Source organism: Pseudomonas sp. EA_15y_Pfl1_P101 (assembly GCF_963970835.1).
Classification (GTDB): Bacteria; Pseudomonadota; Gammaproteobacteria; order Pseudomonadales; family Pseudomonadaceae; genus Aquipseudomonas; species Aquipseudomonas tritici.
The window spans coordinates 142,447-166,187 of the sequence record NZ_CAXAPA010000008.1 but is presented as its reverse complement, the minus strand read 5'-3'; the positions used below and the strand labels follow the sequence as shown (position 1 = coordinate 166,187).

Genomic DNA, 23,741 nt, shown 5'->3' with positions numbered 1-23,741 from the left:
GGCGCAATCGCCTGCGAGCGCGCTGAGAGAGTCAGGCGCTTTGAATCTGGCGTAGAAGTGGGTATTGCTACGTGAATAAAGGGCAGCAATGATGGCCGCTACTTATAAACTTCCTGCGATAAGTCATTAGCCTGTCATCACTCTGAAGTGATGCGATACGTGCCAGAAACTACGCCATGACTGAGGGGGGTAGAACATGTATATGTTTTACCCACCGATACGCTCATGGCGAGCCTCTCTTACAGCACTCGATTTACTGCTCAGGCAGGGCCCAGGCGATGATGCTGTCACCTAACTTGGTTGGGATTCGGTCATGACCGCCAACCACCGCCACCACGTACTGTCGACCCTGGCTCATGTAGGTCAAGGGCGAAGCCTGATTGCCTGCCGGGAGGCGTTCTTCCCAGAGCAGCTCACCGCTTTCGCTGTTGTAAGCCCGCATGAACCGGTCAATAGCGGCGCCGATGAACGTCACACCGCCAGCGGTTGTCACGCCCGTTGCATCACTTGGCGTACCGATTTCGAAGCGCATCTTGGAGGCGATCCCCCAAGGTCCACTGTCATAGCCTGTGCCGAACGGGCGGCTCCACACGACATCGCGAGTGCGCAGGTCGATACCGGAGATAAAGCCCCAGGGTGGCGCAATGCATGGCTGGTCAAGGGATGACATCCACGGGTCTTTAATCGCGCCGTAAGGTAGCCCGGCCTGGACGCGGAAGCCCTGGGCGTTGCCCGGCGACTCCTGGAACGACTTGGCATTGATGGCGTCGAGTTGTTCGCGCGGCACCAGCCCCTGCATATAAGGAAGGCGCTGGTTATTGATGATCAGCAGCCCTCGCTTAAGGTCGACCATCACACCGCCCCAGTTCAAGCCGCCATGATGGCCGGGGAAGATCAGGCTTTGCTGGCCCACGACCGGCGGGGTGAAGATCCCTTCGTAGCGTGCCTGGCGAAATTCGAGGCGACATTGCATCTGATCGAAAGGCGTCAGGCCCCAGGCATTGGCTTCGGTCAGTACTTCCGGTGTTTTCGATGGGCGCCCCATGGTGCTCGGCATACCAGGGGACAGTGGCTGGGTGGCTGCGGTGTAGTCTCCCGGGGCGGTGCCCTGTGGGACAGGAGCTTGCACGACATCCACCAGTGGTTCGCCGGTGGCGCGGTCAAGCACGAACAACTGGCCGGATTTGGTCGCCTGGATCACGGCCGGGCGTGGCCCGGCAGCCGTCGGAAAATCAATCAGGCTGGGTTGCGGGCTCAGGTCGTAGTCCCATAGATCATGGTGGACTGTCTGGAAGTGCCAGCGGACCTTACCGGTGGTGGCGTCCAGTGCGACCAGTGACGAACTGAACTTGTCTTCTTGTGCTGTGCGGGTGCCGCCATAGAAGTCGCCCGCTGCGTTGCCGGTGGTGACATACACCAGGCCCAGTTCATCGTCGGCCGACAGCGGTGCCCACGAGTTGGGGGTGCTGAGGGTGTAGGTCTCGTTGTTACCCGCGGGGGCGTTGGTGTCTGGCCGGCCCAAATCCCAGGCCCACTTCTGTTTGCCGGTCACTGCATCGTAGGCGCGCACCACGCCCGAGGGGGCAGGGCGCACATCCGAGTCGAGTACTCGGCCACCGGTGATCACCACCCCGCGAATGACCAGAGGAGCAGACGTGATACCCGTCGAACCTTTTCTGAAAGTGCCCAGCCCGTCTTTCAAATCCGCAAAGCCTGCGTTGCCGAAGTCGGGACACGCCTGGCCGGTCAGGGCGTCTACCGCGCCGAGGCGAATATCATTGGTGCCCCAAATGATGCGCGAGGCGCACAAGCCACTGGCATTGGGGACTTCGAAATAAGAGACACCACGGCAATAGGCGCCGCCATTGGCGAAGTAGTCCGGGTCGACTTTGGAGTCGAATCGCCAGTTCTCCTTTCCAGTGGTGGCATCCAGGGAAATGATGATTTGCTTGGGGGTGCAGGTGTAGAGCGAGTTACCCACCTTGATCGGCGTGGCTTCGTTCAAGTACTTGGTTTTCTCACCGGGTTGCTTCACGTCGCCGTGGTGGTATTCCCAGGCTTTGACCAGGCCCGACACATTTGAAGGCGTGATCTGCGACGCGGCTGAATAGTGGTTGCCCAGGTTGGAGCCTGCATAGGCGGTCCAGTTGGTCTCGGTGTGTGACGCGGCAATATTGCCGTCTGGAGAGGCGACGGTACTGCGGCTGAAGGCGGCGGCGGGGCGTGTGGTGGCGTGCGCCGAGTCGGCAAGGTGAACGCTTTTCGGGTAGAACAGCGGCACCAGGATGGTAGCCCCCATCACCAGCGGCAGCACACCCATAATGGTGAAGTAATGACTTTTTCTGACGTTGGCAAAATCACGCCGTACTACGGGCCAGAACGCCAGGAACGGCACGCTGAGAACCGCCAGCCAGGCCAGGCGTGGAATATAGGCCCAGCCATCGTAACCAGACTCCCACACCGCCCAGGCATAGGTGGCCACAGAGGCTGCGCCATAAAGGTAGAGGCCCAAGGACTTTTTCAGGCCCAAGAGGATGGCCGATAACAACAGCGCGGTGCCCATCATCGCGTAATAGGGTGACCCGCCCGCGGCCATCAGCACGCCGCCTTTATAGGCCAGCATCACGCCAAGCAGGGCAACCACTGTGTTGTACACCCCGAACAGGAGGTTTGAGACTCCCGCTGCACTACCCAACGTCCTTTCGTTCATGGCCACCATCCCTGTGCGATTCGATACGGATCCGAGTCCGAGCGGCGCGCATGATTGCCTATTGTTGTAACGAAATACAATATGTAGTGAAAAAATTAACTGTTTGGTGATTTTTTTGTATTCTGTTTTGATCAGAAACAATTGTGCTAGGCTGCTTGGCCCGTTATTGGGCGCGGTGATGGCGAAGTTCCGGCACTGACGGGGAGCCAGTGACGCGTTCTAGATTTGGCTTTCTTCTGGCACTGCGCGTTGATCAGTCTTGAGTCGGCCGACTTGATCCAGGTGGCGCCAGAGAAACTGTGCGGCTTCTTCACGCCGATCAGACTCGATGAGGTCGAGCAAATGGATGTGTTCCTGGCATTGCGCCTTAAGACGCGTGCGATCAATGTTGGCCTTGTAGCCCATAAAGCGCCTGAGCTGATTCTGGTGGCGTATGGCGTCGATGAAAAAAACATTGCCGGAGCACTGCACGATCATTTCGTGAAACTGGGCCCCCAGCTGGAACAGTTGCGCGCGGGACAAGGTCTGGATCTCGCCGTCGATCAAGGCCTGTTGCTGTTGCCTGGCCTGGGCAAACGCGGCGTGATTGACCTGATAACCGGGCTCAAGGAGCGCCGCCGGTTCGATGGCCATCCGGAAACGGTAGCTATGAATATGCGCCTGCGTGTTATGCACGAAGTCCTTGAGGCCCCACCCTTGGCCTGGCTTACGCTCCACCATGGCTTCGCCGGCCAACCGGTTCAGCACCTTGAGCAACTGCCCCCGGGGCACCTCATAGCGTCGCAACAACTGCGCTTCGAAAAAGTGCGCAGGTATTTCTCCGCTCAGAATGTCGTCGACCACGCGAAGGTAAAAGTCCTCGAACGGATCGCTGGCGCAAGGGACTGCGGCTTCCTGAATCTGCCCGGCACCTTGTTTGAGGAAATAGCCACGATTGGGCTCTTGAATGGCAAGGTCCCACTCGGCGAGCAAGGCAAAAACCCGCCGGATCGGCGAGCGCGACACCCCGAGCGCTTGCGCAAATGTCTGCTCGCGCAAGGGCTCACCGGCTTTCATCGAACGGGCGCGAACCATGTCGATGACGCGTGGGGCCAACTGCAGGGCGAGGTCTTTCTTGATCACAGGTTTTATTCCGAATGGTTAGCTTCAGTCCGTTCCCGTCGGGGCAGATGCCCCCACCGCACTGGAGTGGGAAAATACCATACGAAGAGCATGAGTATTTGCACTGACCACTTTCAATAGCGTGGCGCTGGAGCCGCGAATGAGGCTCCAGGCTGATGATTTGTTTATTCCCAGGATGGATAGTTACCCATGCTCAAATTCAATGCTCACCTCGGTTTCCAGTTCAACGAATTGCCTTTTCTGCAACGCATCGAAGCCGCCGCCGCTGCCGGTTTCAGGGCGGTGGAGTTCCCATCGCCCTATGAATTTGACGCCAGCCTGCTCGCCGATCACCTGGCTCAATACAACCTGCCGTTGATTCAGTTCGCAGCGCCGGCAGGTGTTACCAAAGGCATCGCTGCCTTGCAGGGCAAGGAGCAGGAATTTCGCGATGGGCTGCGCGAGGCGGCCCGCTATGCGAAGGCGCTGAACTGCTCGGATGTGCACATCATGTCTGGCGTGACCACGCCCCAGGATGAGAGCGCGCCTGCCTACGTCAGTAACCTGGAATACGCGGTCAAGTACCTCGAAGATCAGGGTTTGCGCGCGCTTATTGAAGTGATCTGCCCGCAGGCGATGCCCGGCTATTACATGTCTGACTTCAGCAAGGCGCAACAGGTGCTGGAAACCTTTACGAGTGTCGGGCTGATTCTGGATCTTTACCATGCCCAGCTTTTGACCGGCGACGCAGCCGGGGTGCTGGCGCAGTTTTACGACAGGACCGTCCATGTACAAATCGCCGACAACCCGGGTCGTCATGAGCCGGGCACCGGGACCATGGACTTTGCCGCCTTGTTCGCGGCGCTGGAGCAGCGTGGCTACCGAGGATGGATCGGCTGTGAGTACCGCCCATCCGGCACCACGGTTGAAAGCCTTGAGTGGCTTAAGCCGCTGCGGGCCCAGGTGTTGAAACCCTAGGGGTTATTGCGCGGCAGGCAGCAGGAAGCGGGCGATCACCGGCAGGTGGTTGGAAATACGCAAAGTATCGTCTTGGCGCACCTTCGCTTCCACGCGTTTGATCCGCGAGCTGTAGAACAGGTAATCCAGGGTGCGATCCGGGCCATCAAGGCTTGGGTCGTTGGGGAAGTGCGTCAGCCATTTCTCACGGTCGATGCCACTGGATTGGCTGTTGCTGGGGATCATCGGGTATTTGTCCCACAGCATATGCAGCTCGCTGTCCGGCGAATATTGCCCGCGCTTACCGGCGTCCAAACGCAGGAATTGACCCAGGGGCAGCAGGTTGAAATCCCCGCCGATCAGCCAGGGCGTGCCACGGCCTTCGAGTCTGTCCAGCAGTTTGACCGTGGTTTTGACTTGCTCCTGCACCGCGCTGCGTCCGGGGGCAGCGCCGTCCAGGCGCGTGTTGATCACTGCCAGTTGGCCGCCGTCGCTGAGCGGCAGGTAGGTCAGCAGCAAGGCCGGTTTGGGTCGGAACTGACGGCTGAGGATATTGGCCTCGGGCGCCGGCAATTGCAGGCGTTCGGCGTGTTCGATCTGGTAGCGGCTAAGGGTCGCCAATTTGCGGCCGACGCTGCCGAAGATATGCAGGTTTGGCACAAAGTCGGCTTTCCAGTCGAACGTCTGGGCACTGCAAGGGTAGAGGTCGACCAGGCGTTCCTGCAAAAGGGCGAGCTGGTCCTGGTAGTGGGAAGGCTTGGCGTTTTCGTCGAGTTCCTGCAGCAGCAGGATGTCGGGTTTTTCGTCGCGAATCACCCGCGCCACTTCGTCGAGGCTGGCGGCCATGTCTTCAACCGTGGGGCGATCATCGGGGCCGCTGCCATCGGCGGTGTCGTACCAGAACACGTAATTCTTGCCGGCCAGGTATTGTACGTTCCAGGTCATGACCTTGAGCGCCTGCCCTGGCAGCAGCGTTGGTGCACGCGGCGCGACGCAGCTCACCGGCAGGGTTTCCTTGGCCTCGGGGCGCCAGGTCAGGCTGTAGATCAGTGCGGTGAGCAGGCCTGCGATGATCAACAGGCCCAGCAAGGTTATGCGCAATAAACGGGTCATCGGCTCGGCTTATAGCGTTTCAGGAGTGGCAAGGAGCATATCACCGCGCGTCGGCATCGCCACCGATCAACATGAATAAACGGAACAGCACCACGCTGGTAAACAGTTGCAGGAAGCTGTGGGCGCTGTCTATCAATAGGCCCAGCAATGGCGCCGGTTCTGGATAGGCTGCCACGCTGGCGCCCTTGAGCAGCCACAACGGTGTCATCACGCACAGCAGGCACACCAGGATTCGCCAGAAATGCCCACGGGTCAGGCGGAAGCTTTCCTTCATGGCCTCCAGCGCCGGCATGCCGCGCAGCACCAGCAAGTACTCGGCGAACGCCAGCACCACCATCAGCCACAGGCCCGGCAGGAAATACAGCGACAGCCCCAGCAGAATCAGCAGCGTGCTCATGGCCGTCAGCAGGGCGAAACGCGGCCACAGGGTCAGGGCCATGGCCCAAACATCCTGGGTGCGCGGCGACTCGCCACGGGTGCGGGCATCCAGGAACAGAATCAACGCGCCGGTGTACAGCGGGTACACCAGCAACCCCACCACCACGCTGTAACCGGGGAACGCGTCCGGGCCGACCATGTGGTTGAGCACCTGTTGCAGCAGGGCTTCGAGAATCACCAGCGGCAAGCATAACTGGACGATGGCGCCCAGGTTGTGTCGGGTGAAACGCAAGGAGTCGCGCAATACGTCTAACGGATTCATCAAGTTCATCGCAGGCCTGAAAGCAAGGGCAACACTTTAACCGATCAAGGCTGGCGGTACGCAAACGTAAACCTTGAGTAAAGACCATTGAAACAACTCGTAACACCCCCATAACTAAGACGGCGCCTGATTAAAGGCGAGACCACGATTTCTACCGGCAATCTAACGAGGTCGCCATGAACAGCGAAGAGCAAACCCTGATCGATGGACTGTTTTCACGGTTGCAGCAAGCCGAAACGGACTCAGCCCCCCGCGACGCCCAGGCCGAAGCGCGGATCAAGGAGCACATGACTCGCCAACCGGCGGCCGGGTACTTCATGACCCAGTCGATCCTGGTGCAGGAACACGCGCTCAAGACTCTCGACGCGCAGAACAAACAACAGGCGCAGCAGATCCAGCAATTGCAGGATGAGCTGCAACGGGCCAAATCCGCGCCACCCGCCGCTTCGGGTGGCGGTGGTTTCTTGTCGAGCATCTTTGGCGGAGGCGGTTCACGTGATTCGCAACCGGCACAGAGCGCGCCAGCCTCTTCCAGCGGCGGTTGGCGTGAACCGGCGCGGCCTTCCTTTGGCCAGCCTGCGCCGCAGCAAAACTACGGCGCCCCGCAGCCGAATTATCAACAGCCACAGCAAGCGCCAGCCGCTCCAATTGGCAGTGGTTTCCTCGGTGGTGCGTTGAAAACTGCTGCCGGTGTGGCCGGTGGTGTGATGTTGGCAGAGGGCATCAGCAGCCTGTTCAACCACAACTCACAACAGCCGCAAGTCGTCGAGGAAATCATCCGCGAAGAGCCCGCGCCTGCCAGTGACAATGGCAACTGGGGCAACGATGACCAGAAGTTTGCCGGCAATGACAGCTGGGGCAACGACAACGCCTCGGACAGCTTTGCCGACAGCGATTACGCCGACGATTCCTCTTCCTTCGGCGACGACGATTCCTTCGTCTGACACACCGTGATCGGGGTGCTTCGTCGCCCCGGTCTGATTTTTCCCGGAAACGTTCTCGCGGCTGGCATACTGGCAGCCTTTCCGGGCGCTGGCGCCTGGCTGTCATGAGGAAGTGCGGTGAAGAAAATTGCAGTGTTCGCCGATGTGCAAAACCTCTACTACACCGTCCGCCAGGCCTATGGTTGCCACTTCAACTACGCCGCCCTGTGGGCTGACATCAGCTCGCGGGGGCAGATTGTCGAGGCCTATGCGTACGCCATCGACCGCGGCGACAGCAAGCAGCAGCAATTCCAGCAGATCCTGCGCAACCTCGGCTTTACGGTAAAACTCAAGCCGTACATCCAGCGCAGTGATGGCTCGGCCAAAGGCGACTGGGACGTGGGCATCACCCTCGACATCATGGACGCCGCCGACCACGTCGACGAAATCGTGCTGGCCTCCGGCGACGGTGATTTCGACATGCTGCTCGACCGCATCATCCACAAGCACGGCGTTGAAGCCGTGGCTTACGGCGTGCCGGGGCTGACGGCCAACTCACTGATACGCGCTGCCAGTCGCTACGTACCCATCGAAGGCGCGTTGTTGCTCAAATAAGCGCTGCGGCTTAATAAATTGTTAGACGGAGTTGGAACAGGTTTGGAACGTATAGCGGTCATCGACTTTGAAACCACTGGCATCACCCCGAGCAGCCACTGCCGCGCTACGGAAATCGCCGTGGTTATCCTCGAACGCGGCCAGATCGTGGACCGCTACCAGAGCCTGATGAACGCAGGCGTGCGCGTCCCCGGTTTCATCGAGCAACTCACCGGCATCAGCAACGCCATGCTGCGCAGCGCACCGCCGGCGGAGCGTGTGATGAACGAGGTCAACGAATTCGTCGGCACCACGCCGTTGATGGCGCACAACGCCGCGTTCGACCAAAAATTCTGGGATTACGAGCTGGGCCTGATCCGCCGCACCCGTCTGCAGAAATTTGCCTGCTCCCTGCTGCTGGCTCGCCGCTTGATGCCCACCGCGCCCAACCACAAACTTGGCACGCTCAACGCCTTTGCCCAACTGCCCCACACCGGCAAGGCTCACCGGGCGATGGCGGATGCCGAGATGGCCGCTAACCTCACCGCGCACCTGGCCCAGCAACTGCGCGGTACCCACGGCCTGCGCGAACTGTCCCACGAACTGCTGTGCACCTTGCAGAAAGTGCCGGCGGCGAAGATCAATGAGCACCTGAAGAAACATCGCGGGTTCTGATCCAGCCACAATCCCAAAAACACTGAAGATCAAAATGTGGGAGCGGGCTGGCTCGCGAATGCGGTGTAACATTCAGTTTATTCGGCGACTGACACGCTGCATTCGCGAGCAAGTCGAATCGTCGCACCGCCGCTCCCACATTAGTTAGGCGGCGCTCATCGAGGCTGTACACACTCCAGGGCCCGATCCACCACCCCCTTCGCCATCCCCACCAAATGCATCACCGCCCGCTGCTGCGCACTCAGCACCTCACCCGAATCCTGCACCGTCTCCACCGCGCAATGCAGCAAGTCCGCCGCATGGGCCAGGGCATCTTCGAAGCTCAGGTTGTCATTCAAGATAAAGTTCGGCGCATCCGGGGCGCAGGCTTTGAGGTAGTAGTCGATGGCTCGGCGATTGAGCAGGGCGTCTTCGCTGAGGAAGTTTGCGTTCGATGTGGAAGTTGCTTTGATCATGTTCAGAACTCCAGAGTATTTGACTCGCTCCTTCCGTCAATTTCGGCTTGCACTTCCGGTCATCGAGGGGCCGATGACGTGGGGCAGATTAGTGGTGCAGTCTTTGCGGAGCAAGGGGTTGAAGCTCGCTCGGAAACTTCCCGCAAGTGAAAGGGAGCGGTCTTGCTGGCCATTTAGAACAGCCCTCTGGTACATCTTCGTATATCGGGGGAGAAAAAAAGAGAGTTAGCCAAATGAGGGCCGAGATCAGCGAAAAGGTCATCCAACTGTTCGTCGATATCATTGGCTTCATCGACCGCAGCCAAGTGACAGAGCAAACGGATTTCATTCATGACTTCAAGATCATTGATGACGATTTGACCTGCTTTGTCATGCAGATCAAGTGGCAGTTCAAGCTGCAAGCGACACAGGCAGATTGGGATCACATCACCACGATCAAGCAGATTGTCGATTTGATTGTTGAGGGCTCAAAGGTGCATTGATGCAACTTACGTCATCGCAGGCAAGCCACACACACAGTTGGAATGCATTTCAACGGTGGGAGCCGGGCTTGCCCGCGATGGCGGTGGGTCAGCCACCACTCTTCCCGACCCGCTCCAACTGCCCCAACGGCACCCGCCGCTCTATCGCGCTCGACAAAATGATCGAGGTCTTGCTGAACCCGAACTTCGCTACCCGATTAATCAGGTTTTCCAGCTCGGGCATGCTGCCCACTGCCGCTTGCATGATCACACATGGATCACCCGTCACCCGATGGCACTCGGTCAGCTCAGGGATTTGCGCCAGGGCGTCGTAGGTCTTTTGGCTGCCATGGTTAGTCAGCCGCAACTCCATCACGCATTGAATCGGCAAGCCGACTTTGGACAGGTCCACCTTGGCCTGATAACCGGTGATCACTCCGCTGGCCTCGAGCTTGGCCACTCGCTCAGCGACGGCGGGGGCGGAGAGGTTTACCTTGCGGGCGAGTTGCGCGTAGGAGGCGCGGCCGTCTTCGAGCAGGGCGCTGAGGAGCAGGCGGTCGTATTTGTCCATGATAAGGCTCCGGTAACGCGTGGCTTTCGAAAACATGGCTTATAGCGCTGATAACCATGCTTTGAAAAGTGTATGGGCGGTTTAAACAGGTTTTGTAACTTATGTTTATCGACCTGCTTTTTTAGAATAAGCCTCCCTACACCTGCCATAGAGCTGCCCAATGCCTGGCTCACGTCGCTTTCCCTTACCGTTGATCGCCGCCTTTTTTGCGTTGTATGTGATCTGGGGGTCTACCTACCTGGTGATCCGGATTGGCGTGGAGTACTGGCCGCCGTTGATGCTCGGTGGGATTCGCTTTTTGCTGGCGGGCGCGGCGATGTACGGCTATTTACGCTGGCGCGGGGCGCCGGCGCCGACCTGGGAGCAGTGGAAGGCCGCCGCCAAAATCGGCATTTTGCTGCTGACTTTCGGCAACGGCTCGGTGACGTTGGCCGAGCACTCGGGTGTGTCGTCCGGTGTTGCCGCACTGGCCGTGGCGACCGTGCCGTTGTTCACCTTGCTCTGTGGCTATTTCTGGGGCGCGCGCAATACCCGTCTGGAATGGGCCGGGGTGGTCCTGGGGATTATCGGCATCGCCATGCTCAACATGGGCAGCACCTTGCAATCGAGCCCAACGGGCGCTGCCTTGCTGTTATTTGCTGCCGCTTCGTGGGCATTTGGTTCGGTGTGGAGCCGGCGCTTGCCGCTGCCTCAAGGGGCCATGGCCAGTGCCGCAGAAATGTTGGTGGCCGGCGTCACGTTGTTGATCGGCAGCGTGTTGACCGGTGAGCGCCTGCAGGCTATGCCACCGCTGGAAGGTTGGCTGGCCCTGGCCTATTTGGCTGTGTTCGGTTCGATCATCGCCTTTAACGCTTATATGTACCTGCTCAAGCATGTACGCCCGGCGGCGGCTACCAGCTATGCCTACGTCAACCCGGCGGTGGCGGTGTTGTTGGGGATCGTATTCGTGGGCGAGACCATCGGCATGGAAGAAGCCCTTGCGATGCTGGTGATTATCAGCGCGGTGCTATTGATCAGCCTGCCCCAGTGGCGCAAGCCCAAGCCGGAAATAAGGTAAACTGCCGCGCATTACGCGCAGTGCGCTGAATTTTTCCTACGGTAAACACATGACTTTCGCCACACTTGGCCTGATCGAACCCTTGCTGCGCGCCCTTGAGACGCTTGGCTACCAGACCCCGACGCCGGTGCAGGCGCAAGCCATTCCGGCGGTGCTGGCCGGTCGCGACCTGATGGCCGCGGCCCAGACCGGCACCGGCAAGACCGCCGGTTTCGCCGTGCCGCTGCTGCAGTTGCTGACCATGGCAGGGCCGAAAGTCGCTGCCAACTCGGCGCGTGCGCTGATCCTGTGCCCAACCCGCGAGCTCGCCGAACAGGTTCACGCCAGCGTTGCCGAGTACGCGCAAAACCTGCCGCTGACCACTTACGCCGTGTACGGCGGCGTGAGCATCAACCCGCAGATGATGAAGCTGCGCAAAGGCGTCGACATCCTTGTCGCCACGCCTGGCCGCTTGATCGACCTGTTCCGCCAGAACGCGCTGAAACTCAACCAGCTGCAAACCCTGGTACTGGACGAAGCCGACCGCATGCTCGACCTGGGCTTCTCCGAAGAGCTTGCCAACATTTATCGCATGCTGCCGAAAAAGCGCCAGACCCTGCTGTTCTCCGCCACCTTTTCCGATGAGATCCGCCTGCTCGCCGGGCAGATGCTCAACGACCCGCTGACCATCGAAGTCAGCCCGCGCAACGTCGCCGCCAACACTGTGAAGCAATGGGTGGTGCCGGTGGACAAGAAGCGTAAGGCAGAGCTGTTTGTGCACCTGATGCGCAAAGGCCGTTGGAAGCAGGTGCTGGTGTTCGCCAAGACCCGTAACGGCGTGGATGCGCTGGTGGATAAGTTGCAAGGCCTGGGTATCAATGCCGATGGTATCCACGGCGACAAGCCGCAAGCCACTCGCCAACGTGCGCTGGACCGTTTTAAATCGAGTGATGTGCAGATCCTGGTGGCTACCGATGTGGCGGCCCGTGGGCTGGACATCGAAGACCTGCCGCTGGTGGTCAACTTTGACCTGCCAATCGTGGCTGAGGACTACATCCACCGCATCGGCCGCACCGGTCGCGCGGGCAATACCGGTGAAGCGATTTCCCTGGTGTGCGCCGATGAAGTGAACATGCTGTCGGCCATTGAGATGCTGACGCGTCAGACGCTGAGCCGGCATATGGAGCAGGATTTCGAACCGGAGCACCGCGTGCCGGACACCGATGCCAGCGGGCAAGTGGTGAAGAAGCCGAAAAAACCGAAGAAGCCTAAAACGTCGAGTGGTGGCGGTAAGCGCAACCTGGGCAAGTGGGTGGACAGCGGGGATGCAGCGCCGGTGGAGCCTTCGATCAAGCCGGTGCGCAAGGTGCCTGTGTTTAATACTGGGCCGCGTAAGAAGAAATAGAGCCGCTATGAGCTGCGAGCCAAAAGCTGCAAGTGGACACGACGCTGCTCTTGCTTGCAGCTCTAGGCTTGCAGCTTGCAACTGCCTTTAAGCCATTCCAACATCCCACGCCCAGCCGCCCATCCGCTGGCAAAGCATCCCGTCAGTAGGTAGCCCCCCGTCGGCGCTTCCCAATCCAGCATCTCCCCCGCACAAAACACCCCCGGCAATTGCTTGAGCATCAAGCGCTCATCCAACGCCTCAAACGGCACGCCGCCCGCAGTGCTGATCGCCTCATCCATCGGTCGCGTCTTCACCAGCGTCAACGGCAACGCCTTGATATCCACCGCCAATTGCGCCGGATCGTTGAAGTGCTCTGCCGGTGCCAACTCACGCAACAGCGCCGCTTTCACCCCATCCAACCCCAACTGACTGTGCAAGTGCTTGCTCATCGAGCGCGAGCCACGTGGCTTTGACAAGGCAGCCAGGACCTTATCCAGCGGCTTGCTCGGCAATAGGTCGATATGCACCGTGGCCGAACCGTCGCGGTTGATCGCCTCACGAATCGGCGCCGACAGTGCGTAGATCAAACTGCCCTCAATACCGGTGGCAGTGACCACACATTCCCCTAACCGAGGCTTGTCATCCCCCAGGCCGATAGCGACGTTTTTCAACGGCGCACCGGCGAATTTACTGACCATCAATTCGCTCCAGGCCGACACCTCGAAGCCACAATTGCTGGGTTGCAATGGGATGTAAGGCACGCCTTTGTCTTCCAGCAGCTTGAGCCAGGCACCGTCAGAACCCAGGCGCGACCAACTGCCGCCGCCGAGGGCCAGCAACACTGCCTCGCTGTGGACAGTTTTTTCGCCATCCGGGCTGTGGATAAGTAAATCACCCTGGGCATTCCAGCCGGTCCAGCGATGGCGAGTGTGGATAACCACGCCTTGATCGCGCAGGCGCTTGAGCCACGCACGCAGTAGGGGGGCAGCTTTCATGTCGGTAGGAAATACGCGGCCAGAGGTGCCGACAAAGGTTTCGATGCCCAAGCCATGGATCCATTCGCACAACGCTTCGGCACCAAACCCACGCAACAAGGGCGCCATATGCGGCGCGCGCTCGGCGTAACGTGACAGGAACGCCGGGTACGCCTCGGAATGGGTGATGTTCATGCCGCCCACCCCGGCCAGCAGGAACTTGCGCCCCACCGAGGGCATGCCGTCGTACAGGTCCACGCGCACGCCTGCCTGGCTCAAGACTTCAGCAGCCATCAGCCCGGTGGGGCCGCCGCCGATAATGGCAACGTGAAGAGCAGGGGTCTGAGGCATGGGCTGGGCTACGGTCGCTGAATAGGCCGAGCATTCTACCCGAGGACGGCGCAACTGCCTGATCAAAAAATGTACAGCTTCCTACAGGCCATACTGCTTCTGGCTTTCAGGTGCTTACGCTCAAGTTATCCACAGGTGGTTCCACAGGCATTGTGGGTAACGCCCACGGTTCAATGACAACCTGATGACGTCCAGACCCGTTGCGCACTGTGGTGCAGGATGCCGTGGCGGCGGGCGAGGGCCGGGCGGTCCTTGCTGTAGCCGCCGCCGATCACGCCCATCACCGGGATGTCGCGCCCCAGGCAGTGGCGCATGACGCTTTCGTCGCGGGCGGCGACGCCTTCGTCTGTCAGCTTGAGGTAACCGAGGGCGTCGTCTTTATGCACATCGACGCCGGCGTCGTACAGCACCAGGTCGGGCTGGTAGAGCGGCAGCAGGTAGTTGAGCGCGTCGTCCACCACCTTGAGGTAATCGGCATCGCCCATGCCCATCGGCAGCGGGATGTCCCAGTCGCTCTGGGCCTTGCGCGCCGGGAAGTTCTTTTCGCAGTGCAGCGACACAGTGATGGCGTCCGGCGTGTCGTGGAGAATGCGCGCGGTGCCATCACCCTGATGCACGTCGCAGTCGAAGATCAGTACGCGGTTGACGCGGCCGCTCGCCAGCAGGTAGTGGCTGATCACCGCCAGGTCATTGAAGATGCAAAAGCCGGCCGGATAATCGTAATGGGCGTGATGGGTGCCCCCGGCCAGGTGGCAGGCCAGGCCATGGTCCAGCGCCTGTTCCGCCGCGAGAATGGAGCCGCCGACTGCACGCACAGTGCGTCGCGCCAGCGCTTCGCTCCAAGGCAGACCGAGGCGCCGTTGGTCTTCGCGGGACAACTCGCCGCTCATATAGCGCTCGATATACCCAGCGTCATGGGCCAGGGCCAGAATCTGCGGTGGGCACAGTTGTGGGCGCAGCAGTTGGCTGTCCTCGGTCAGTCCCGTGGACACCAGGTGGTCGCGCAACAGGCGGAATTTGTCCATGGGGAAGCGATGATCCGCCGGGAACTCGGGGCTGTAGTCATCGTGATAGATCAACGGCAAAGGCATAGGATTTTCTGACGGGAACCTGCGACGGATCTTACCAGCGCTGTACACTCACGCACATCGCAAGGGAGGGGACCCATGGAGCCGATACTCGAATTGGAAAGCGCACGGCTGGTGCTGCGCCAATGGCGCGACAGCGACCTGCTGGCGTTTGCGCGCATGTGCGCCGACCCGCAGGTGATGCGCTATTTCCCGGCCAAGCTGAGCCATCTGGAAAGCGCTGCGTTGATCGGCCGGGTTCGTGGTCATTTCGCCGAATATGGCTTTGGCCTGTGGGCATTGCAGCGCAAGGACACCGGTGACTTCATCGGCCTTACCGGGTTGCTGAATGTCAGCTTCGAAGCGGATTTTACCCCAGCGGTGGAAATCGGCTGGCGCCTGGCTCGCGAACACTGGGGCCTGGGTTACGCCAGCGAGGCGGCGTGGACCGCGCTGCGCTGTGGTTTCGACCGCTTGCAACTGGACGAAATCGTTGCCTTCACCACGGAATCCAATCTGCCGTCACAAAAAGTCATGCAGGCCATCGGTATGCATTACGATCCCCAGGCAGATTTTGAACACCCCAAGGTCGCAGCCGATGACCCGCTGCGCCATCATGTTTTGTATCGCATCACCCGCGCCCAATGGTTGGACACGCTGCACGGATAAGCAGCCCGGAATGCCCTCTCGATTGTTGTAGGAGTTGCTCTATGAGCCAAGTATTGGAAGATCTGGTGGACTTGCTGACCCTGGAGCCGATCGAGGAAAACCTCTTTCGCGGCCGCAGCCAGGACCTGGGTTTTCGCCAACTGTTCGGCGGCCAGGTGCTCGGCCAATCGCTGTCGGCCGCCAGCCAGACTGTAGAAGAAGCGCGGCACGTGCATTCCCTGCATGGTTACTTCCTGCGTCCTGGTGATGCGGCGTTGCCGGTGGTGTATTCAGTGGACCGCGTACGCGACGGCGGCAGTTTCAGCACACGTCGTGTGACGGCGATCCAGAAGGGCCACCCGATCTTTACCTGCAGTGCCTCGTTCCAGTACGACGAACAAGGTTTTGACCATCAGACCACCATGCCCGTGGTGGTCGGACCGGAAAATTTGCCGTCCGAGCTTGAGCTGACCAAACAGCGTGCGCACTTGATCCCCGAGCCTATGCGCGACAAGTTGCTGTGCCCCAAGCCGATTGAAGTGCGCCCGGTCACCGAAAAAGACCCGTTCAATCCGCAGCCATCCGACCCGGTCAAATACGTGTGGTTTCGTGCCGACGGCGCTTTGGCCGACGCGCCGGCGCTGCATAAGTACCTGCTGGCCTACGCCTCTGACTTCGGCCTGTTGACCACCTCGTTGCTGCCCCATGGCAAGACCGTTTGGCAGAAAGACATGCAGGTCGCCAGCCTCGACCATGCGCTGTGGTTTCACGCTGACCTGCGTGCCGATGACTGGTTGCTGTACGCCATGGACAGCCCGTGGGCCGGCAATTCCCGTGGGTTCTCCCGGGGCAGTGTGTACAACCGCGCCGGGCAACTGGTGGCCTCGGTGACCCAGGAAGGCTTGATTCGCCATCGCAAGGACTGGGCATGAGCCTGACCGACGTTAAGCACTGGGTGTTCGACATGGATGGCACGCTGACGGTGGCCGTGCATGACTTTGCGGCCATTCGCGTGGCCCTGGAGATCCCGCCCGAGGACGATATTCTCACCCATCTGGCGGCGTTGCCCGCGGATGAGGCGGCGGCCAAGCATGCCTGGCTGCTGGAGCATGAGCGCGAGTTGGCGCTGGGTTCGGTCGCCGCAGAAGGCGCGGTTGAGTTGGTGCGCGAGCTGGCCGGGCGTGGTTATCGCCTGGGCATCCTGACCCGCAATGCGCGGGAGTTGGCCCACGTTACGCTGGAGGCGATTGGCCTGGCGGACTGTTTTGCCATCGAGGATGTGCTGGGGCGTGAAGATGCGCCACCGAAGCCGGACCCGGGTGGTTTTCTGAAACTGGCAGCCGCTTGGGATGTCGCGCCGAGCGAGATGGTGATGGTCGGTGATTACCGCTTCGACCTGGATTGTGGCCGAGCGGCAGGTGCGCGGACGGTGTTGGTTAACCTGCCCGAGAACCCGTGGCCGGAGTTGGCGGATTGGCATGCCGAGGATTGCGTGGCGCTGCGTCGGATGATTTAAACCGGACACCGAAAATCAAATGTGGGGGCGAGCAAGCCCCCACATGTTGATCCGGTTTTGTCTGTTAATTTGTGAACAGTACCTTCTGCCCCTCCGGTGACGTAAACATCCCATCCCCGTTATGCCCCACTCCAGGCTCTTCCACCCACCTGTGGCCCACCTGCGGATGCCGCTGCTGGAGGTCGCACAAAATAGTTGTGCCCGCGACAGTCATTGCCCTTCCAGCGCAGTACCTGGTTGTCCAGGTGGTTGCGCTTCACGTCGAACTCATTCAGAAACTGCGGCGCTATCACCAGCGTATTGGCAGCTTGGCCTGCGTGCTCGGCGGCGTTTTCACCGCTTTGCAGGTAAGTCTGCGCGTACGCAGGCGACCCTGCACGATGATCAATGCACGGGTGACTTGGGGCAGCGGCTGGCGCCAGTCCTGGCTCACGCCGAGGCTGAGGTCACCGGCATCCAGGTGAAAACGATCGGGACTCACGACTTTGACGCCATGTTCGGCGGCCAAGGTGGTAGAGCAGGTCAGCACCAAACCCAGCAGCAATCCCAATCGTTTATTCATCTAGAGACTCTTGGCCGTAAACGTATCGCATTGATTGATCTGGCCCTGGGCGAAGCCAGTCTTGAACCAGCGTACCCGCTGTGCCGAGGTGCCGTGGGTAAACGAGTCCGGTACGACACGGCCCTGACCCTGTTGCTGCAAGCGGTCGTCGCCAATTGCGTTGGCCGCATTCAGCGCTTCTTCAATGTCGCCGGGCTCCAGCCAGTTCAAGCGCTTTTGCGCACGGTTGGCCCACACCCCGGCGAAGCAGTCGGCTTGCAGTTCCTGACGGACCAGCAGACCTCCATCGCCCTCCATTTGCCGACCCTGTTGGCGCGCGGCCTGGATTTTCGACGAGATGCCGAGCAACGTCTGCACGTGGTGCCCGACTTCGTGGGCGATCACATACGCCTGGGCAAAGTCGCCGGCGGCCTGGAAGCGTTGCGACATTTCCCGGAAAAACCCCAGGTCCAGGTACACCTGCTGGTCAGCCGGGCAATAAAACGGGCCGCTGGCCGAGGTGGCACCACCGCAGGCCGAATTCACCCGGCCACGGAACAGGATCAGTTTCGGATTCTTGTAGGCCAACCCGTTTTCCTGGAACACCTGGCCCCAAGTGTCTTCGGTATCGCCCAGTACGGCCCGCACAAAATCGGCTTGCTCATCGTTGGCCGGCGGCGCCTGGCGCGGCTGTGTACTCACCGACGGTGCCTGTTCCATCTGGCCGGTCAACTGGCCGAGGATCTGCATCGGGTCCTGGCCGGTCAGCCAGCCGATGCCGACGATCAGCACAATCGCCGCCAGGCTCAGGCCTTTGCCGCCACCAAAGCGCATGCCGCCGCCACCGCCGCCGTCACTGCGTGCATCCACCACGTTGTCGCTGCGTCGGCCTTTTTTCCATAGCATGTGGGCAATCCTCTGGGTGATGACAGTGTTTGATTATGGTCGTTATTAGCGGCAATAGCCTTCGCCGGTATCGACAATCAGGCAGTCCTTTTTATCCGCCAGCCATTTCAGCCCGGTGGCGGCACCGTCGCCAGCCCGCAATAGCTGTGGACCGTCGGGGCGGGTGAAGGCGATGCCGTCTTCGGCGGCTTCACCCTTGAAGGTGCCTGAGTCGTCGGCGTCGAGGCCGTATTGCATGGTGAGGATGTAATGACCACGGCCAATGCTGTCGTCCTTGGCGATGGTCAGGTTGAGGCCTTCGACGCCGATCCACTTGCCGACCCATTTGTCGGTGGGCGGGGTCTCTGGCACCAGGGTGGCCTGCACCGAAGCAGGGGCAGGTTTGGGGGCTTCCTTGGCTTCTTGATTGCAAGCGGTGAGCAGGGCAAGGGCAGACAGAACAAAGAGGGTTTTTTTCATAGCGGCAGGGCCTTGGTTAAAAAGTGTGCAACACGGCAGTCAACGTGCAGCGTTGGACTCGAATCCCGTGATTTAGTGCGCTGTTCGCACGGTGTTTGGTTATGCTCTTGGGGCAGACTCCGGCCCGGCTGCTAGATTACCGGGTTGAGCGCTATTTCATTTAGTGCACAGTGTTCAGCCCGCCACGCAAGAGAACTCAATGACCGTCAGTACTCCTCTATCCGGCGTCAACCACCCTTTCAAAGGCATCCTGCTGATTGTGCTGGCGACGTTTCTGTTTTCCAGCCATGACGCCTTGTCCAAATACCTGGCGGGGTTCTACCCCGTCGTGATGGTGGTGTGGGCGCGTTACCTGGTGCATACCTTGTTGATGGCCGGCATCTTCCTGCCGCAATCAGGCCTGCGCGTATTGCGCAGCAAACGACCGGGGATGCAGGTGGTGCGGGCGCTGTGCCTGCTGGGCACGAGCCTGTTTTTTACTGCGGCGCTGCATTACATCCCGCTGGCGGAAGCCACGGCGGTTAACTTCCTCGCGCCGATCCTGGTGACGGCGCTCTCGGTGCCGCTGCTCGGCGAGCACGTGACGCGCGGCCAGTGGCTGGCGGTTATCTGCGGGTTTGTCGGCGTGCTGATCATCATCCACCCCGGCGGCGAGCTGTTTACCCCGGCCGTATTGCTGCCGCTGTGTTCGGCGATGTTCTTCTGCTTCTACCAACTGCTGACGCGCATCCTGAGTAAAGTCGACACCCCCACCACCAGCAACTTCTTTGCCGGCCTGTGCAATACCTTGGTGATGAGTGCGATGGTGCCGTTCTTCTGGCAGGTCCCGACGCTGTGGCATGGCGTGTTGATGCTGGCCCTGGGCACATGCGGGATGACCGCGCACTTGATGCTGACCCAGGCGTTCCGCTTCGCGGCGCCAGCCTTGTTGGCGCCGTTCGGCTATTGCCAGATCGTATTCGCGGGGTTGTTGGGCTGGCTGGTGTTCAACCATACCCCCGACTTGACCACGGTGGTCGGCATCGGGGTGATCTGCATGAGCGGGCTGGCCGCTGCCTGGCAGCAGCGGCGCAGATAGCTCAGGGGGAAGCTCAGACGTCTACGGTAGGAATTCTGCGCGGCGCCATGAAGTACATCCAGATCAGCGCAATGAAGTACATCGCCGGGATCAGCGTGAACAACACGGTGTAGTTATTGTTGGTCACGGTAAGGATGTGGCCGACGATCTGAGTCATGAACATACCGCCGATGGCCGCGCACATGCCGCCGAAACCAAACACCGTGCTCATCATGTGCTTGGGCGTGTAGTCCATCACCAGGCTCCAGATGTTGGCGGTCCAGGCCTGATGCGCACCAATCGCCAGGGAGATGGCAAGCACGGCGACCCACAGCTGGCTGGAGCCGGCAGCCATGATCACGCTGACGATGCAGCAGGCAAACAGCAGCATCGACAGCAGCCGGGCCTTGATCGAGTTCATGCCACGGCCGATCAGGAATGACGACAGAATCCCGCCTCCCACGCTGCCGAAGTCGGCGGTCAGGTAAATGATGATCAGCGGGATGCCCATCTGCGTGACGTTGATGCCCAGGTTGTATTGCTGATTCAGGAACGGCGGCAGCCAGTACAGGTAGAACCAGAACACTGGCGCGGTCAGCGCGTAGGCGATGGCGAAGGCCCAGGTGCCGCGCATGCGCAGGATACGGCTGAAGGGGACGCCGGGTTGTTCCGGTTCGATTTCCCGTTGCACGTAGTCCAACTCGGATTGTTTAACCGTCGGATGGTCTTCCGGGTTGTAGTACTTCAAACCCCAGAACACCAGCCAGATCGCGCCAAGTGACGCCATGCACAGGAACGCCGCCTGCCAGCCCCACACCTGCAGGATCAACGGCAACAGCATCGGCGTCATCATCGCGCCCACGTTGGTGCCGGCGTTGAAGATACCGGTCGCCACTGCACGCTCACCGGCCGGGAACCACAGGCGCGTGGTTTTGACGCACGCCGGGTAGTTGGCGGCTTCGGTGAGCCCGAGGATGAAGCGACACACCATAAAGCCTACCGCCGAAGTGGCCAGGCCGTGGGCGCCCGTCGCCAGGCTCCACAGCAATACCGCGCAGAAGAACACGCGTTTCACGCCCACTCGGTCGATCAGTCGGCCCTGCAGCACAAAGCCGATGGCGTAGCCGACCTGGAACCAGAAGTTAATGTTGGCGTAGTCCATCGCCGTCCAACTCATCTCTTTGGCGAGGATCGGCTGCATGACGCCTAACGCGGCGCGGTCGATGTAGTTCAGGGTGGTGGCGAAAAACACCAGGGCCAGCATGCCCCAGCGCGTTTTACCCACGGCCAGGGCGCCGCGGATCTTGTCGCCGATGCCGGCGTGCGGGGTGCCCGGGCGCGCGGCCAGGGCGGAGTTTTGCAGAGGCATGAGGTCGTACCCGTTTTTTGAAATTTTTATGGTGTGTTCTGGGTCTGTTGCGTCATTGATGGTGCGCAGTGGCTAAAAAATCGTCAATTCGCCAAACCGGCATAGTGTTCGATAATCGCACTAAAAACTAACCGGTTCGTACATTTTAATTGCTGCGTGTAGGCTGGGGGCGAATAATTTGCTGCAAACAACAATTTCCGGGAGTCGCCCATGCAACGTTCCATCGCCACTGTTTCCTTGAGCGGCACCCTGCCGGAAAAGCTCGAAGCCATTGCCGCCGCCGGGTTTGATGGGGTCGAAATCTTCGAGAACGACTTGTTGTACTACGACGGCAGCCCTCGTGAAGTCAGGCAGATGTGCGCCGACCTCGGCATTGCCATCACCTTGTTCCAGCCGTTTCGTGACTTTGAAGGCTGCCGCCGCGACAGGCTGGCGCGCAACCTGGAACGCGCCGAACGTAAGTTCGACTTGATGCAAGAGCTGGGCACCGACCTGGTGCTAGTGTGCAGCAATGCGTCGGCCGACTGTGTAGGTGACGAGCGCATTTTGCTCGATGACCTGAGCCTGTTGGCCGAACACGCCGGTCGCCGTGGCCTGCGCATCGGCTATGAAGCCCTGGCCTGGGGCAGGCATGTGAACACATGGCAACAGGTGTGGAACCTGGTGCGTCAGGTTGATCACCCAAACTTGGGCGTACTGCTCGACAGCTTTCACACCCTGTCCCTCAAAGGCGACCCGAGTGCCATTGCCGAGATCCCCGGCGACAAGATCTTTTTTGTACAAATGGCCGACGCGCCGATCCTGGCCATGGACGTCCTGGAATGGAGCCGACATTTCCGCTGCTTCCCCGGCCAGGGCGAATTCGACCTGGCGGGGTTCCTCGCGCCGATCATCAAGAGTGGCTACACCGGGCCATTGTCCCTGGAAATCTTCAACGACGGCTTCCGCGCCGCGCCCACCCGCGCGAATGCGGCGGATGGCCTGCGCTCCTTGCTGTACCTGGAGGAGAAAACCCGCGAACGCCTGAAGCAGGAAGCACCGGTGCAACCGGTCCAGATCCTGTTTGATACCCCGGCGGCCAGCGAATATGACGGTATCGAGTTCCTCGAATTCGCTGTCGATGAAAGCCTTGGCGCCAAGCTCACCCATTGGCTCGAGCGCCTGGGCTTTGTCAAGGCCGGGCAGCATCGCTCCAAGAGCGTGAGCCTGCTGCGCCAGGGTGATATCAATCTGATCCTCAACTGCGAACCCTATTCTTTCGCCCACAATTTTTTCGAGGCCCACGGGCCGTCGTTGTGCGCCACCGCGATCCGGGTCAAGGACAGCGCCAAGGCGCTGGAGCGCGCGGTGGCCTACAAGGGCCAGCCGTATCGTGGCCTGGTCGGGCCCAACGAGCTGGAATTGGCGGCCGTGCGCGCACCGGATGGCAGCCTGATTTACTTGGTGGACCCCAGCGAAGGCACGCTGTACGACACCGACTTCAACCTGCAAACCGCTTCGACGGCCAGCGCAGGCCTGTTGCGTATTGACCATATGGCGATGGCCCTGCCGGCCGACAGCCTCGACAGTTGGGTGCTGTTCTACAAGAGCCTGCTGGATTTCGAGGCCGATGATGAAGTGGTGCTGCCCGATCCTTACGGCCTGGTGAAAAGCCGTGCACTGCGCAGCCGTTGCAGCTCGATTCGCCTGCCGCTGAACATCTCCGAGAACCGCAATACCGCCATTTCCCATGCCCTGTCGAGCTATCGCGGCTCGGGCGTGCACCACATTGCCTTCGATTGCGCAGATATTTTCGCCGAAGTGAGCCGCGCCAAGGAGGCGGGGGTGCCGCTGCTGGATATCCCGCTCAACTATTACGATGACCTGGCGGCACGTTTCGATTTTGACGAGGCGTTCCTCAGCGAGCTGGCGTACTACAACGTGCTGTACGACCGCGACGCCCAGGGCGGTGAGTTGTTTCATGTGTACACCGAGCCGTTCGAAGGGCGGTTTTTCTTCGAGATCATCCAGCGCAAGAATGGCTATGCCGGCTACGGTGCGGCCAATGTGGCGGTGCGCTTGGCGGCAATGGCCAAATCGCGCAGCGGTGCGGTTCGCCAGGCGCGTTTATAACGGCGGGTCCGGTGCTTTCTTTCAGGCTGCATCGCGGCCCATAATCACGGCCTGCACA

23 protein-coding genes and 1 pseudogene are annotated in these 23,741 nt (G+C 60.3%); 12 read left to right on the top strand and 12 right to left on the bottom strand.

Translation table 11 applies throughout. The annotated features are described in order from the left end of the window. Positions 1-253 precede the first annotated feature (253 nt). Positions 254-2,710 (bottom strand): membrane-bound PQQ-dependent dehydrogenase, glucose/quinate/shikimate family, encoded by a 2,457-nt coding sequence (locus tag AACY36_RS14665; protein ID WP_339416886.1) that lies wholly within the window; start codon positions 2,708-2,710, stop codon positions 254-256. Positions 2,711-2,929: 219 nt separating this feature from the next. Beyond that, a complete protein-coding gene (locus tag AACY36_RS14660) occupies positions 2,930-3,832 on the bottom strand; it encodes a GntR family transcriptional regulator (RefSeq protein WP_005791674.1) in 903 nt (300 codons plus the stop codon). 189 nt (positions 3,833-4,021) lie between these two features. On the opposite strand from AACY36_RS14660, the gene AACY36_RS14655 reads away from it, so the two are divergent. Then, positions 4,022-4,789 carry a hydroxypyruvate isomerase family protein gene (locus AACY36_RS14655; protein WP_339416884.1) on the top strand — a complete coding sequence of 256 codons (768 nt, stop codon included), beginning with the start codon at positions 4,022-4,024 and terminating at the stop codon, positions 4,787-4,789. 3 nt (positions 4,790-4,792) lie between these two features. On the opposite strand, the gene AACY36_RS14650 is transcribed toward AACY36_RS14655, so the two are convergent. Further along, entirely contained in the window at positions 4,793-5,881 is a 1,089-nt protein-coding gene (locus tag AACY36_RS14650; RefSeq protein WP_339416883.1) for an endonuclease/exonuclease/phosphatase family protein, read from the bottom strand. Positions 5,882-5,921: 40 nt separating this feature from the next. After that, positions 5,922-6,581 (bottom strand): YciC family protein, encoded by a 660-nt coding sequence (locus AACY36_RS14645; protein ID WP_339416881.1) that lies wholly within the window; start codon positions 6,579-6,581, stop codon positions 5,922-5,924. A gap of 176 nt (positions 6,582-6,757) precedes the next feature. Between AACY36_RS14645 and AACY36_RS14640 the strand changes: the two genes are divergently transcribed. From AACY36_RS14640 to AACY36_RS14630, 3 genes are all read left to right on the top strand, one after another. After that, positions 6,758-7,525: a DUF2076 domain-containing protein gene (locus AACY36_RS14640; protein ID WP_339416879.1), complete on the top strand. Its 768-nt coding sequence runs from the start codon at positions 6,758-6,760 to the stop codon at positions 7,523-7,525. A gap of 117 nt (positions 7,526-7,642) precedes the next feature. Then, positions 7,643-8,119 (top strand): LabA-like NYN domain-containing protein, encoded by a 477-nt coding sequence (locus AACY36_RS14635; protein WP_065873655.1) that lies wholly within the window; start codon positions 7,643-7,645, stop codon positions 8,117-8,119. 42 nt (positions 8,120-8,161) lie between these two features. Further along, complete coding sequence (locus AACY36_RS14630) at positions 8,162-8,773, top strand: 3'-5' exonuclease (RefSeq protein WP_065873654.1); 612 nt, start codon at positions 8,162-8,164, stop codon at positions 8,771-8,773. 155 nt (positions 8,774-8,928) lie between these two features. Here AACY36_RS14630 and AACY36_RS14625 read toward each other — a convergent pair whose 3' ends face one another. Continuing rightward, positions 8,929-9,228: a DUF6124 family protein gene (locus AACY36_RS14625; RefSeq protein WP_339427983.1), complete on the bottom strand. Its 300-nt coding sequence runs from the start codon at positions 9,226-9,228 to the stop codon at positions 8,929-8,931. A gap of 233 nt (positions 9,229-9,461) precedes the next feature. Between AACY36_RS14625 and AACY36_RS14620 the strand changes: the two genes are divergently transcribed. Further along, complete coding sequence (locus tag AACY36_RS14620; protein WP_339427992.1) at positions 9,462-9,710, top strand: acyl carrier protein; 249 nt, start codon at positions 9,462-9,464, stop codon at positions 9,708-9,710. Between the two features lie 88 nt (positions 9,711-9,798). Here AACY36_RS14620 and AACY36_RS14615 read toward each other — a convergent pair whose 3' ends face one another. Next, a complete protein-coding gene (locus AACY36_RS14615) occupies positions 9,799-10,260 on the bottom strand; it encodes an Lrp/AsnC family transcriptional regulator (RefSeq protein WP_339436762.1) in 462 nt (153 codons plus the stop codon). Between the two features lie 160 nt (positions 10,261-10,420). Here AACY36_RS14615 and yedA point away from each other — a divergent pair, with 160 nt between their 5' ends. Both yedA and AACY36_RS14605 read left to right on the top strand, forming a co-directional pair. After that, the gene (gene yedA / locus AACY36_RS14610) at positions 10,421-11,317 is read left to right on the top strand and encodes a drug/metabolite exporter YedA (RefSeq protein WP_339416869.1); all 897 of its coding nucleotides are present in this window, start codon (positions 10,421-10,423) and stop codon (positions 11,315-11,317) included. A 49-nt stretch (positions 11,318-11,366) separates the two neighbouring features. Next, on the top strand, positions 11,367-12,701 hold the full coding sequence (locus AACY36_RS14605) for a DEAD/DEAH box helicase (RefSeq protein ID WP_339427985.1): 1,335 nt from the start codon (positions 11,367-11,369) through the stop codon (positions 12,699-12,701). Positions 12,702-12,763: 62 nt separating this feature from the next. Here AACY36_RS14605 and AACY36_RS14600 read toward each other — a convergent pair whose 3' ends face one another. Then, a complete protein-coding gene (locus AACY36_RS14600; protein ID WP_339427986.1) occupies positions 12,764-14,008 on the bottom strand; it encodes a TIGR03862 family flavoprotein in 1,245 nt (414 codons plus the stop codon). 170 nt (positions 14,009-14,178) lie between these two features. Beyond that, positions 14,179-15,099: a histone deacetylase family protein gene (locus AACY36_RS14595; RefSeq protein ID WP_339416863.1), complete on the bottom strand. Its 921-nt coding sequence runs from the start codon at positions 15,097-15,099 to the stop codon at positions 14,179-14,181. Positions 15,100-15,174: 75 nt separating this feature from the next. Here AACY36_RS14595 and AACY36_RS14590 point away from each other — a divergent pair, with 75 nt between their 5' ends. Genes AACY36_RS14590 through AACY36_RS14580 form a run of 3 tightly spaced genes read left to right on the top strand, consistent with a single transcriptional unit; the run spans position 15,175 to position 17,239 of the window. After that, positions 15,175-15,744, top strand: coding sequence for a GNAT family N-acetyltransferase (locus AACY36_RS14590; RefSeq protein WP_339416861.1), 570 nt, complete (start codon positions 15,175-15,177; stop codon positions 15,742-15,744). A 41-nt stretch (positions 15,745-15,785) separates the two neighbouring features. Further along, complete coding sequence (tesB, locus tag AACY36_RS14585) at positions 15,786-16,655, top strand: acyl-CoA thioesterase II (RefSeq protein WP_339416859.1); 870 nt, start codon at positions 15,786-15,788, stop codon at positions 16,653-16,655. Further along, positions 16,652-17,239 (top strand): HAD family hydrolase, encoded by a 588-nt coding sequence (locus tag AACY36_RS14580; RefSeq protein WP_339416857.1) that lies wholly within the window; start codon positions 16,652-16,654, stop codon positions 17,237-17,239. The genes tesB and AACY36_RS14580 overlap by 4 nt, the downstream gene beginning before the upstream one ends. Positions 17,240-17,397: 158 nt before the next feature. Here AACY36_RS14580 and AACY36_RS14575 read toward each other — a convergent pair. From AACY36_RS14575 to AACY36_RS14565, 3 genes and pseudogenes are all read right to left on the bottom strand, one after another. Continuing rightward, a pseudogene (locus tag AACY36_RS14575) lies at positions 17,398-17,801 on the bottom strand (alpha/beta hydrolase); the annotation flags it as partial. After that, on the bottom strand, positions 17,802-18,686 hold the full coding sequence (gene ypfJ / locus AACY36_RS14570; protein WP_339416855.1) for a KPN_02809 family neutral zinc metallopeptidase: 885 nt from the start codon (positions 18,684-18,686) through the stop codon (positions 17,802-17,804). It lies immediately after the preceding pseudogene. A gap of 45 nt (positions 18,687-18,731) precedes the next feature. Beyond that, on the bottom strand, positions 18,732-19,145 hold the full coding sequence (locus tag AACY36_RS14565; protein ID WP_049711418.1) for a membrane lipoprotein lipid attachment site-containing protein: 414 nt from the start codon (positions 19,143-19,145) through the stop codon (positions 18,732-18,734). Positions 19,146-19,344: 199 nt separating this feature from the next. On the opposite strand from AACY36_RS14565, the gene AACY36_RS14560 reads away from it, so the two are divergent. Next, positions 19,345-20,223 carry a DMT family transporter gene (locus AACY36_RS14560; RefSeq protein WP_339436765.1) on the top strand — a complete coding sequence of 293 codons (879 nt, stop codon included), beginning with the start codon at positions 19,345-19,347 and terminating at the stop codon, positions 20,221-20,223. A 13-nt stretch (positions 20,224-20,236) separates the two neighbouring features. On the opposite strand, the gene AACY36_RS14555 is transcribed toward AACY36_RS14560, so the two are convergent. After that, positions 20,237-21,571 (bottom strand): MFS transporter, encoded by a 1,335-nt coding sequence (locus tag AACY36_RS14555; protein WP_339416851.1) that lies wholly within the window; start codon positions 21,569-21,571, stop codon positions 20,237-20,239. Between the two features lie 210 nt (positions 21,572-21,781). On the opposite strand from AACY36_RS14555, the gene quiC reads away from it, so the two are divergent. Then, entirely contained in the window at positions 21,782-23,683 is a 1,902-nt protein-coding gene (quiC, locus tag AACY36_RS14550) for a 3-dehydroshikimate dehydratase QuiC (protein WP_339438503.1), read from the top strand. The last annotated feature ends 58 nt before the right edge of the window (positions 23,684-23,741 follow it).

Bases quoted from the DNA above. Each gene is read 5' to 3' on its own strand.
- AACY36_RS14665 (WP_339416886.1), bottom strand. From the start codon at position 2,710: ATGAACGAAAGGACGTTGGGTAGTGCAGCGGGAGTCTCAAACCTCCTG.
- AACY36_RS14655 (WP_339416884.1), top strand. From the start codon at position 4,022: ATGCTCAAATTCAATGCTCACCTCGGTTTCCAGTTCAACGAATTGCCT.
- AACY36_RS14650 (WP_339416883.1), bottom strand. From the start codon at position 5,881: ATGACCCGTTTATTGCGCATAACCTTGCTGGGCCTGTTGATCATCGCA.
- AACY36_RS14645 (WP_339416881.1), bottom strand. From the start codon at position 6,581: ATGAATCCGTTAGACGTATTGCGCGACTCCTTGCGTTTCACCCGACAC.
- AACY36_RS14640 (WP_339416879.1), top strand. From the start codon at position 6,758: ATGAACAGCGAAGAGCAAACCCTGATCGATGGACTGTTTTCACGGTTG.
- AACY36_RS14625 (WP_339427983.1), bottom strand. From the start codon at position 9,228: ATGATCAAAGCAACTTCCACATCGAACGCAAACTTCCTCAGCGAAGAC.
- AACY36_RS14620 (WP_339427992.1), top strand. From the start codon at position 9,462: ATGAGGGCCGAGATCAGCGAAAAGGTCATCCAACTGTTCGTCGATATC.
- AACY36_RS14615 (WP_339436762.1), bottom strand. From the start codon at position 10,260: ATGGACAAATACGACCGCCTGCTCCTCAGCGCCCTGCTCGAAGACGGC.
- yedA (WP_339416869.1), top strand. From the start codon at position 10,421: ATGCCTGGCTCACGTCGCTTTCCCTTACCGTTGATCGCCGCCTTTTTT.
- AACY36_RS14605 (WP_339427985.1), top strand. From the start codon at position 11,367: ATGACTTTCGCCACACTTGGCCTGATCGAACCCTTGCTGCGCGCCCTT.
- AACY36_RS14600 (WP_339427986.1), bottom strand. From the start codon at position 14,008: ATGCCTCAGACCCCTGCTCTTCACGTTGCCATTATCGGCGGCGGCCCC.
- AACY36_RS14595 (WP_339416863.1), bottom strand. From the start codon at position 15,099: ATGCCTTTGCCGTTGATCTATCACGATGACTACAGCCCCGAGTTCCCG.
- AACY36_RS14590 (WP_339416861.1), top strand. From the start codon at position 15,175: ATGGAGCCGATACTCGAATTGGAAAGCGCACGGCTGGTGCTGCGCCAA.
- tesB (WP_339416859.1), top strand. From the start codon at position 15,786: ATGAGCCAAGTATTGGAAGATCTGGTGGACTTGCTGACCCTGGAGCCG.
- AACY36_RS14580 (WP_339416857.1), top strand. From the start codon at position 16,652: ATGAGCCTGACCGACGTTAAGCACTGGGTGTTCGACATGGATGGCACG.
- ypfJ (WP_339416855.1), bottom strand. From the start codon at position 18,686: ATGCTATGGAAAAAAGGCCGACGCAGCGACAACGTGGTGGATGCACGC.
- AACY36_RS14565 (WP_049711418.1), bottom strand. From the start codon at position 19,145: ATGAAAAAAACCCTCTTTGTTCTGTCTGCCCTTGCCCTGCTCACCGCT.
- AACY36_RS14560 (WP_339436765.1), top strand. From the start codon at position 19,345: ATGACCGTCAGTACTCCTCTATCCGGCGTCAACCACCCTTTCAAAGGC.
- AACY36_RS14555 (WP_339416851.1), bottom strand. From the start codon at position 21,571: ATGCCTCTGCAAAACTCCGCCCTGGCCGCGCGCCCGGGCACCCCGCAC.
- quiC (WP_339438503.1), top strand. From the start codon at position 21,782: ATGCAACGTTCCATCGCCACTGTTTCCTTGAGCGGCACCCTGCCGGAA.